Here is an 8051-nt window from a genome sequence, read left to right as displayed (position 1 = left end):
TTCCAGTCGCGTAGGCGGCGCCAGCAAGTCATGCCGCTGCCGTACCCAAGGGATTGGGGAAGGTCTTCCCACGGAATGCCTGTTTGCAACACAAACAGGATGCCGTTGAGGGCGGCTTCATCGCTGACTGCGAGCTTGCGCGCACCGCCTTTGGCGGAAGGTACGAAGGCAGGGATGAGGGGTTGTAGCTGTCGCCACAGTTCTTTGCTTACAGGTCGTCGTGCCATGAGGGCAGCGAGCATAACTGCTCTGCGGGGGCCTGTGACGAAGTGGTGTTAGCCACTCTTAGTGTGAGCAGGCCCTACCGTACCAGGGCGTCTGCGGGCTCTTGCAGGCAAACCACAGGGTGACGCCATCGCGCTTGATGCGTCGTGCCCAGGCCTTCAATCTTTCACTGGCTGTCATGGATATACGAGGTTGTGACCGGGCTGGATGATGGCGGCCGGCTGTTGCCGTTGGGGCTGCGCCGCCAGGCCCGCGCAGCACTCGATGATATGGAACGCCAGCCCGCTGCGCGCGGTTTCGGGTGCCCTGCGTCCACCGGGGCAAATGGCTGTATTGACTGGCAAAGCCTTGTCACCGCCCTCTTCCCCATTCCAAATCCATATCGACTGCACTCAAGGCGTGCATTTCATATATGCATCTAGGAATAATCTGAAAATAATCAGCCACCAGCCTTTCTGCTTGACTTCCAGATACCCAAGAAATCAAATAGCCGGACTCCCACAACGGAATTCCCAGGCCATTGATTGACATTGGCCTTGGGAATGATTGCGAACGCGCAATTCCCACTCCCATACCTTGATCGGACCTGATTTCTCACAGGTCTGATGGGAGGCCTGCGTTTGTGATTTTTCTGGCATTTGGCAAATCACCATTTTCTTATTCATTCCATTAACCATTCGCTTGCAGGCCATGGCAACATCCACAGATCTCACCCGCCCGTATATCAGCTATGAAAAGGCCTTCAACAGGCAGATCACCCGTGCCATGGACAGCCAGCAGGTGGACGTGGTGGTACTCACGCCGCAAGAGTTCGTAGGCGTGCTGCAAGACAGGTCGCGCAATGACCCACGCCTGGAGGCCAGCCTGCGCGCCATCCTGGCCCAAAGCGCCTTGGGCAAGTATTGGACGCAGACGGCCAGCCCCAATGCCGGCAAACCCTGGACCATACCCGCCTCCATGCTGGCCAATGACGCGTACCTGTTCACCAGAACGCTGATTGCATTGCGCCTTGCCGGTGCGCGCACCTATGTCAAGGCGACGCCCAAAGGCACCTATATCATCATCACGGGCCGAGCCGGGTTTCGCGGCAATCTGCTGCAGGGCACGCGCTTTCTCACCACCCATCCCCGCATGGTCCAGATGGGTCTGGGCATGCGCGGCCTTCAGGGCGTGGCCAGAGGGGGCTTCATCTTGAGCTTGGTCGTTGGCATCGGCGTGGAGACATTGGACTTCATCTTCAACGACGAGAAAACCATGCATGACCTGGTGGGAGGGATTGGAGTGGAGGCGGTCAAGGCGGGGTTGGCGACGATGGTTGGCCTTGGAGCAGGATTAGTGGTGGGCGTAGGTGCAGCAACTCTTGCCATCTTGCCGTTAGTCACAATGGCTGTCGCAGTGTTCTTGTCTGGGATAGCTTTGAATAAAATTGACGAGATTTGGGATATAAAGAAGAATGTGATTTTCGCATTAAAAATGCAAACAGACAGTACTCCCCATGGAATATATCGCATCAATCCCAATGCTGTGACTGAGAAAAAATTAAATATTCAAAGTGAAAGAATAAAATACAATTATGCATCATCGGAACCAAATAATATCTTGCTACTTCCTATCAACAGGAAAAATTGACGGATATCAAAATGAAAACAAACAACTTAACCGAGATTAGAAAATCATTAATATATGGGATTCCATCAATTCTATTTGTTTTATTTTTTTCAATTTGGAATACAGAAAATTCATTTCTAAAAACAATCGCCGATCTAAAAAATTCAGCCCCCTCGGTAAGAATCACACCTGGTGATTTGGTCGGGGTATATTTCCCGATAATGGGATTTACGATACTTGTATCAGTGATACAAAAAGCAATCCCCTGCAAAGCAAGCACTCAAATAATCTCAGAGCGCATTCTTGCGATCTCTGTAATCACAGGCGGAGGAATTGTGCTCTTCTGCCTTCTTGTTGTTACACCTTTTCAGTATTACGCCATGCCAAGATTAGGATATACACGCTGCAATATATTAGAAGGCCATCCAAATATTTATTTTTCAGACTGGGTGAAAAACCCTGACTGGTGCGTACGCGGCAAAAGCAGGGAGTGGGTTAATGAGCAAGCCCGTCTAGGCGGTAGCCCCGAGCTAAATCCATAAAAAAAGTGCAGATCACAAGGCCTACATCTTTCTGACCTATCCGCGTAGTGTGGTTGCATGTGTGTCAGAACAACTCCTCGCTGGCTCCCCAGAAATCACTAGGCTTCCGCGCAAACACTAGGCCCAGTCTTTAGCAGCGGTGGCGGCAGCGAATAACGGTCGCATGAAGCAGGTACTGGACCCGAAACGCCCAGCCATGGCCTTAATGGCACCCTCTACCGGGATAGATTTAAATAGAATCGATAAACACCGGAAATAAAAACATTATTTCCTAATAACCGACCATGCCTGATCAGTCGCAAAATTTATGAGTCTTTAAATGGACAAAAGAAATTTAACCGAAATCAGAAAATCACTAATATGGAGTATTCCACTTTTTCTTCTGCTTCTAGCAATGTCAATTTGGAGTATTTTCTATTCTCTATATGAAACCGTAGATGATTTAAATAAACTCGCCCCATCTGTAAGAATCACACCATTTGATCCAATTGCGTTGTGTGTGCCAATAATTTCAATCACAGGAATTATCATTGCAATACAAAAATCAGTCCCCTGTACAGAAGACGCTATAAAAATCCCAACGCGTATTTTTTTTATCCGCCATAGCCGTTGGAGTTTTTATTATGTTTTCTGTATTTTTGCAATTACGCCTTTTCAATACTATGCCATGCCAAAACTGGGCTATACACGCTGCAATATTCTGGAAGACCACCCCACCATTTATTTCACAGACTGGGTAAAGAATCCCGCCTGGTGCGTGCGAGGCAAAAGCCGGGAATGGGTCAAAGAGCAAGCCCATCTTGCCCAATGACCAGATGATTTTTCCCGGGTAGGTAAAGAGGGTCGAATGGCCTACCGGCCCAGGAACAGGCGGGTGGCGCGCAGGCCCAGGGGCGTCCAGTGCAGGCCCGGTGACATGGCCTGTACCAGCAACTCATGCTGGGCCGCTGGATCTAGCGTGGGGTAGCGCTGCTCGAAGAGCATCAGGTCGGTGTCCAGTTCCTGCGCGCTGCGACCCGGGTCCGGTCGCGCGCCACGGGATGTGCGCAGGCGCTCGGCCACGCGAAAGCTCATGCGCCGCGCCGGTTTGCCGGGCTCGGCCACGGATTCGAAGGAGGCGCCATCCGCACTGGCCGGCCCACGCAGCCAGTCATGAATGACTTGCAGCTCATAGGGAGAGAAAACACCGAACATCTCTGCCCGCTCGCCCTGCAGCAGCTGCCAGAAGCGGCTTTCCTCCGCAGGCCGGTTGCGTTGTATCCAGCGTGCCTGCTCCAGCGCGCCCAGGAAGGCAGGCATGTCCTGCGGACGGGACAGCCAGTCATTGACGCTGCGGCCGGCCACCTTGCAGAAGTCCGAGTGCGCGCCATGCCCGGAAGGCGATTTGCGCGCCAGGATGCGCACCACCTCAGCTTCGATATCGAACGACCTGATCACGTCCAGCGTGCTGGTGCCCGTGTCTGCCAGCCGGGCGCCTGCGCGTACGCGGCGCCAGTATTCGCCGCCATCGTCAATGCGCGGCGCGTTCTCCCAGGCGGCAATGCAGGCCCGCCGGGCATGGCCGGTGTCGGCGTTGTCCACGGTGACATGCAGCGTGAAGTAGTAGGGGTCTATTCCCAGTTCATTGAGTTCGTAGGCGGTGATGAGCAGGTGCAGCGGCAATTGCTCATAGCCCAGGTTGAATCCCACGATCTCGGGCAGGAACTGCTGCGCATTCCAGCCCAACGCCAGCTGTACCAGCCCCTGCCGGTACAGGTCGTCGGGCAGGTCCTCCACGGGATCAAGGCCATACGTGGCCAGGAGTTCCCGGTAGAGCTTGACGTGGTTCTTGTCGGCCATGCCGTCGCCCAGTTCCTCTACATACGTGGTGACCAGGTCCGACATGCGTGAGTTGCCCGCGTGCGCGCACAGGCCGTATAGCCAGGAACCGTCCACCAGCTTGGTAGGTGCCACATTGCGCAGGAAGTACACGGCATGGGCGCGGTTGCCGAAGTAGCGGCGTGCCGCACCCGCCTTGCGCTCTGCCAGGTAGGCCTGGTACTGGGCGTGCACTTTCTCGACATTGGCACGCATCCAGTCGGTCAGGTGCTCCGGGTTGTCCGGCAGGCCATCGGCATCGGCAGAGGTCTCGGCGATCACGCCGTGCAGGAAGTCCGCAGCAGCCTGGCGCTCCTGTTCGGTGGGCAGATGGTTGGCCAGGCGCTCGTAGAGCGGCACATGCAGGAAAGAAGGCTCAAGCGTGCCTGCGCCAGCGGCCAGCTCGGTACGTGGGGGGTCCAGCAGTTCTGTGTTCATGGTGGGGCTTTGGTCCGTAACGCCTTCAGGATGCGGTGTGGCCCTCGGTACAGCCATCGGGCCAACGCCTTCCTGTGCGTCGTAATACGCCTACCCTTGGCGCAGGCGCCCGGGCCGGACCGCCGTCTCCCTGGCGCCCGCGCTCATGGCAGCGGAACAGGAACCGGCCCGGCCTTGCCGGCGAGCATTGGCTGGTACTGGGCGCCGGCCTGTTGGCCCTGCGCTGGGCCCGGTTATGGATAAGCGCGGCGCCTTGCTGATACTGAGATAAAGCCGGTCTTCCTGCCGCTGCCCGGCCATCGCCTCACGCTGGCGCTCAGCGCGCAGCCTGGTGCCCCCGCGTACTCCCCCTCCCCACCACCTCAAACCCCACATCCTGCGCGGCCGCCGCCACGCCACCGGCCATGCGCGCAATCAGCGCCTCTGCGCCCAGGCGGCCGATGGCGGCGCCGTCCACGCGCACGGTGGAGAGGGCGGGCCAGGCGTCCAGCGCCAGGGCCTGGTCGCCAAAGCCCAGCACGCCGAATTCCTCTGGCATGCGCAGGCCCAGCGCGTGGGCATGGGAGAGCACGCCTTGCGCCAGCGCATCGGAGCTGCAGAAGACGGCATCGGCCTCCGGTGCCTGGGCGCGCAGGGCGTTCAAGGCATCGCGGCCACGGCCGGATTGGGGGATGGCTTCCGAGAAGACGATTTGCGCAGGAACCGGGGCACCGGCTTCTGCGGCGGCGCGGGTGAAGCCCAGGGCGCGGCGGGCGGCGCGGCTGTCATCGGCGCGCAGGATGGCCGGGCGCCGGTAGCCGCAGGCGGCCAGGTGGCGGAAGGCAGCGCGGCCTGCGTCTTCCTGCGAGAAGCCGACCACCATGTCCAGCGGATGGGGCTGGTAGTCCCAGAGTTCGACCACGGGCACGTCGGCATTGACCAGCAGGCGCCGCGTGCGGGCCGTGTGCTCGGTGCCGGTGAGCACGATGCCGTCCGGGCGGCGGCTGAGCATGGCGGCCAGCCAGGTTTCCTCATGCTCCGGGTCATAGCTGGAGATACCCAGCGTGGTTTCATAGCGCTGCGCGGCCAGGGTGTGGATGAGCGCATCGAGCATGTCGGAAAACAGCGAGTGCCCCACCGAAGGCACGATGGCCGCCACCAGCCGCGTCTGGCGCGAGGTCAGCCCGCCCGCCAGGGAGTTGGGCACGTAGCCCGATTGCTCCACGGCCTGCGCCACGCGCAGCCGCGTGGCCTCGGCCACCAGTTCAGGCCGGTGCAGCGCGCGCGAGGCGGTGATGGGCGACACGCCGGCAATGCGGGCCAGGTCCTTGAGCGTGGGCGCATTGGCGTTGCGCAGGGTGCGGAGGGTCATGCGAGGCCTTTGCCTGGAATGGCGATGGAGAGGCGGCTTGAGGATGATTGCGTGGTCATGTTAACGATGATGTCCATCAGCACGGTCTGATTTTTTCCCCTCGTACGTCCGAATGGAGAGCGCTGCCTTTGCTTGAAATGATTGCGCAATCATTCAAGAGGAGACCACCATGCGCCCTTCGCTCTCCAACCGCCGCAGCGCCATGGCGCGCCTGCTGGCTGCAGCCCTGGCTCCGGCCCCGATGCCGGCCCCGGCACACGCCCAGGCTGCCTGGCCGGTCAGGCCGATCACGCTGGTGATTCCCTTCCCTCCTGGTGGCCAGACCGATGTGGTGGGCCGGCTGGTGGGAGAGCGCCTGTCGCAGCGCCTGGGTCAGCCCGTGGTGGTGGAGAACCGGCCCGGCGTGAATGGCTCGCTGGCCTCCGAGGCCGTGGCGCGGGCGCGGGCCGATGGCTACACGCTGGTGATTGGCGGGCCGGGCACGCATGCCATCAACCAGCTGGTCAATTCCAACGTGAAGTACGACGCGCGGCGGGATTTCACGCACATTGCCATGCTGGGGCGCGTGCCCATGCTGCTGCTGGCCTCGCCCAGGCTGAAGGTCGCTTCGGTGGCCGATGTGGTGGCCCTGGCCCAGGCCAGCCCCGGCATGGTGAATGTGGCGCTGACGGGCATTGGCTCGTCCAGCCATGTGACGACGGAGCTGCTGCGCCAGGCGGCCGGCGTGAGCTTCAACAACGTTCCCTACAAGGGCGATGTGCCCGCCATGACCGATGTGATGGGCGGCCAGGCAGACCTGCTGTTCGTGCCCGCCACCTCGGCCGTGGGCTTTGCGCAGGCGGGCAAGCTGCGTGCGCTGGCCGTGGCAGGCGAGCGGCGTCTGGCGGCCCTGCCCGATGTGCCCACGATGGCCGAGGCCGGCCAGCCGCAGGTCGTCAACTATTCATGGACCAGCCTGGCGGGGCCGCCGGGCATGCCGGCCGATGTGGTGGAGCGGCTCAACCAGGCCTGCCAGTCCCTCCTGGCCGAGCCCGAGGTGGTGGCCCGGCTGGCCGCCATGAGCAACGAGCCCACGCCGGGCACGCCCGCCCAGGCCGCCAGCTTCATCGCCGCCGAGGTGGCGCGCTGGAGCGAGGTGGTGCGCAAGGGAAACATCCAGGTCCAGTGAAAAGCTTCAGGAGAGTCACCATGAGCATGCTGCCCGCCAATACGTTCAAGCGCGCGCTGCGCGAAGGCCGCCCGCAGATCGGCCTGTGGTCCACCATTCCCTCCCCCTTTGTCTGCGAAATGATCGGCGGCGCGGGCTACGACTGGGTGCTGCTCGATACCGAGCACACGCCCACCGACGTGCCGCTGATGCTGGGCCAGCTGCAGGCCGTGGCCGCCGCCCTGCCCGCACCGGGCGCCCTGCCCGTGCATGCCGTGGTGCGGCCCGCCTGCAACGATGCGGTGCTGATCAAGCGCTACCTGGACCTGGGCGCCCAGTCCCTGCTGCTGCCCTTTGTGCAGAACGCGCAGCAAGCGCGGGATGCCGTGCGCGCCATGCGCTATGCACCCCAGGGCATGCGCGGCATGGGCGGTTCCACTCGCGCGGCCAACTTCGGGCGCACGGCCGACTATGTGGCACGTGCGGCCGACGAGCTGTGCCTGCTGGTGCAGGTGGAGACGGCCGAGGCGCTGGAGCAGATAGAGGCGATTGCGGCCGTCGATGGCGTGGACGGCATCTTCATCGGCCCCGCCGACCTGTCGGCCAGCCTGGGCTATCCGGGCCAGGCGCGCCACCCTGTGGTGAACCGGGCCATCGACCAGGCCATCACCCGCATCCGCGCCTGCGGCAAGGCGCCGGGGATCCTGATGGTGGACGAGGCACGGGCGCGCGAATGCCTGGAGCTGGGCGCGCAGTTCGTGGCCGTGGCGCTGGACACGCTCTTGCTGCGCGACGGGCTGGATGCGGCGGCGGCGCGCTTCAGGAAAGGGCCGCTGGCCGCGAACCCGCCAGGGCCCGCATCCACCGCCGGCAGCTACTGAGG

8 protein-coding genes are annotated in these 8051 nt (G+C 61.1%); 5 read left to right on the top strand and 3 right to left on the bottom strand.

All coding sequences use genetic code 11. From position 1 onward, the window contains the following. Positions 1–227, bottom strand: a 227-nt coding sequence (locus GRX31_RS22205; protein ID WP_160854845.1) for a transposase, incomplete at its 3' end; no start/stop codon positions are given. 688 nt (positions 228–915) lie between these two features. Here GRX31_RS22205 and GRX31_RS22200 point away from each other — a divergent pair. The 3 genes from GRX31_RS22200 to GRX31_RS22190 all read left to right on the top strand — a co-directional run bounded on the left by GRX31_RS22200 (position 916) and on the right by GRX31_RS22190 (position 3186). Beyond that, the gene (locus tag GRX31_RS22200) at positions 916–1854 is read left to right on the top strand and encodes a hypothetical protein (protein WP_160854838.1); all 939 of its coding nucleotides are present in this window, start codon (positions 916–918) and stop codon (positions 1852–1854) included. Positions 1855–1865: 11 nt separating this feature from the next. Beyond that, on the top strand, positions 1866–2375 hold the full coding sequence (locus GRX31_RS30625; RefSeq protein WP_202396680.1) for a hypothetical protein: 510 nt from the start codon (positions 1866–1868) through the stop codon (positions 2373–2375). 319 nt (positions 2376–2694) lie between these two features. Then, positions 2695–3186: a hypothetical protein gene (locus GRX31_RS22190; RefSeq protein WP_160854836.1), complete on the top strand. Its 492-nt coding sequence runs from the start codon at positions 2695–2697 to the stop codon at positions 3184–3186. Between the two features lie 41 nt (positions 3187–3227). Here the strand turns inward: GRX31_RS22190 and GRX31_RS22185 are convergent, their stop codons facing one another. Both GRX31_RS22185 and GRX31_RS22180 read right to left on the bottom strand, forming a co-directional pair. After that, complete coding sequence (locus GRX31_RS22185; RefSeq protein WP_160854834.1) at positions 3228–4670, bottom strand: iron-containing redox enzyme family protein; 1443 nt, start codon at positions 4668–4670, stop codon at positions 3228–3230. 316 nt (positions 4671–4986) lie between these two features. Then, on the bottom strand, positions 4987–6021 hold the full coding sequence (locus tag GRX31_RS22180; protein WP_070080426.1) for a LacI family DNA-binding transcriptional regulator: 1035 nt from the start codon (positions 6019–6021) through the stop codon (positions 4987–4989). A 169-nt stretch (positions 6022–6190) separates the two neighbouring features. Here GRX31_RS22180 and GRX31_RS22175 point away from each other — a divergent pair, with 169 nt between their 5' ends. Then, positions 6191–7189, top strand: a complete 999-nt coding sequence (locus GRX31_RS22175; protein WP_160854832.1) for a Bug family tripartite tricarboxylate transporter substrate binding protein — start codon at positions 6191–6193, stop codon at positions 7187–7189. A gap of 20 nt (positions 7190–7209) precedes the next feature. Next, positions 7210–8049 carry an HpcH/HpaI aldolase family protein gene (locus GRX31_RS22170; protein ID WP_160854830.1) on the top strand — a complete coding sequence of 280 codons (840 nt, stop codon included), beginning with the start codon at positions 7210–7212 and terminating at the stop codon, positions 8047–8049. The last annotated feature ends 2 nt before the right edge of the window (positions 8050–8051 follow it).

It is taken from the genome of Delftia sp. CH05 (assembly GCF_009827015.1).
GTDB lineage: Bacteria > Pseudomonadota > Gammaproteobacteria > Burkholderiales > Burkholderiaceae_C > Comamonas > Comamonas tsuruhatensis.
The sequence above is the reverse complement of the archived record's forward strand: the minus strand, read 5'-3'. Positions and strand labels throughout refer to the sequence as shown.

Bases quoted from the DNA above. Each gene is read 5' to 3' on its own strand.
- GRX31_RS22185 (WP_160854834.1), bottom strand. From the start codon at position 4,670: ATGAACACAGAACTGCTGGACCCCCCACGTACCGAGCTGGCCGCTGGC.
- GRX31_RS22200 (WP_160854838.1), top strand. From the start codon at position 916: ATGGCAACATCCACAGATCTCACCCGCCCGTATATCAGCTATGAAAAG.
- GRX31_RS30625 (WP_202396680.1), top strand. From the start codon at position 1,866: ATGAAAACAAACAACTTAACCGAGATTAGAAAATCATTAATATATGGG.
- GRX31_RS22180 (WP_070080426.1), bottom strand. From the start codon at position 6,021: ATGACCCTCCGCACCCTGCGCAACGCCAATGCGCCCACGCTCAAGGAC.
- GRX31_RS22170 (WP_160854830.1), top strand. From the start codon at position 7,210: ATGAGCATGCTGCCCGCCAATACGTTCAAGCGCGCGCTGCGCGAAGGC.
- GRX31_RS22175 (WP_160854832.1), top strand. From the start codon at position 6,191: ATGCGCCCTTCGCTCTCCAACCGCCGCAGCGCCATGGCGCGCCTGCTG.
- GRX31_RS22190 (WP_160854836.1), top strand. From the start codon at position 2,695: ATGGACAAAAGAAATTTAACCGAAATCAGAAAATCACTAATATGGAGT.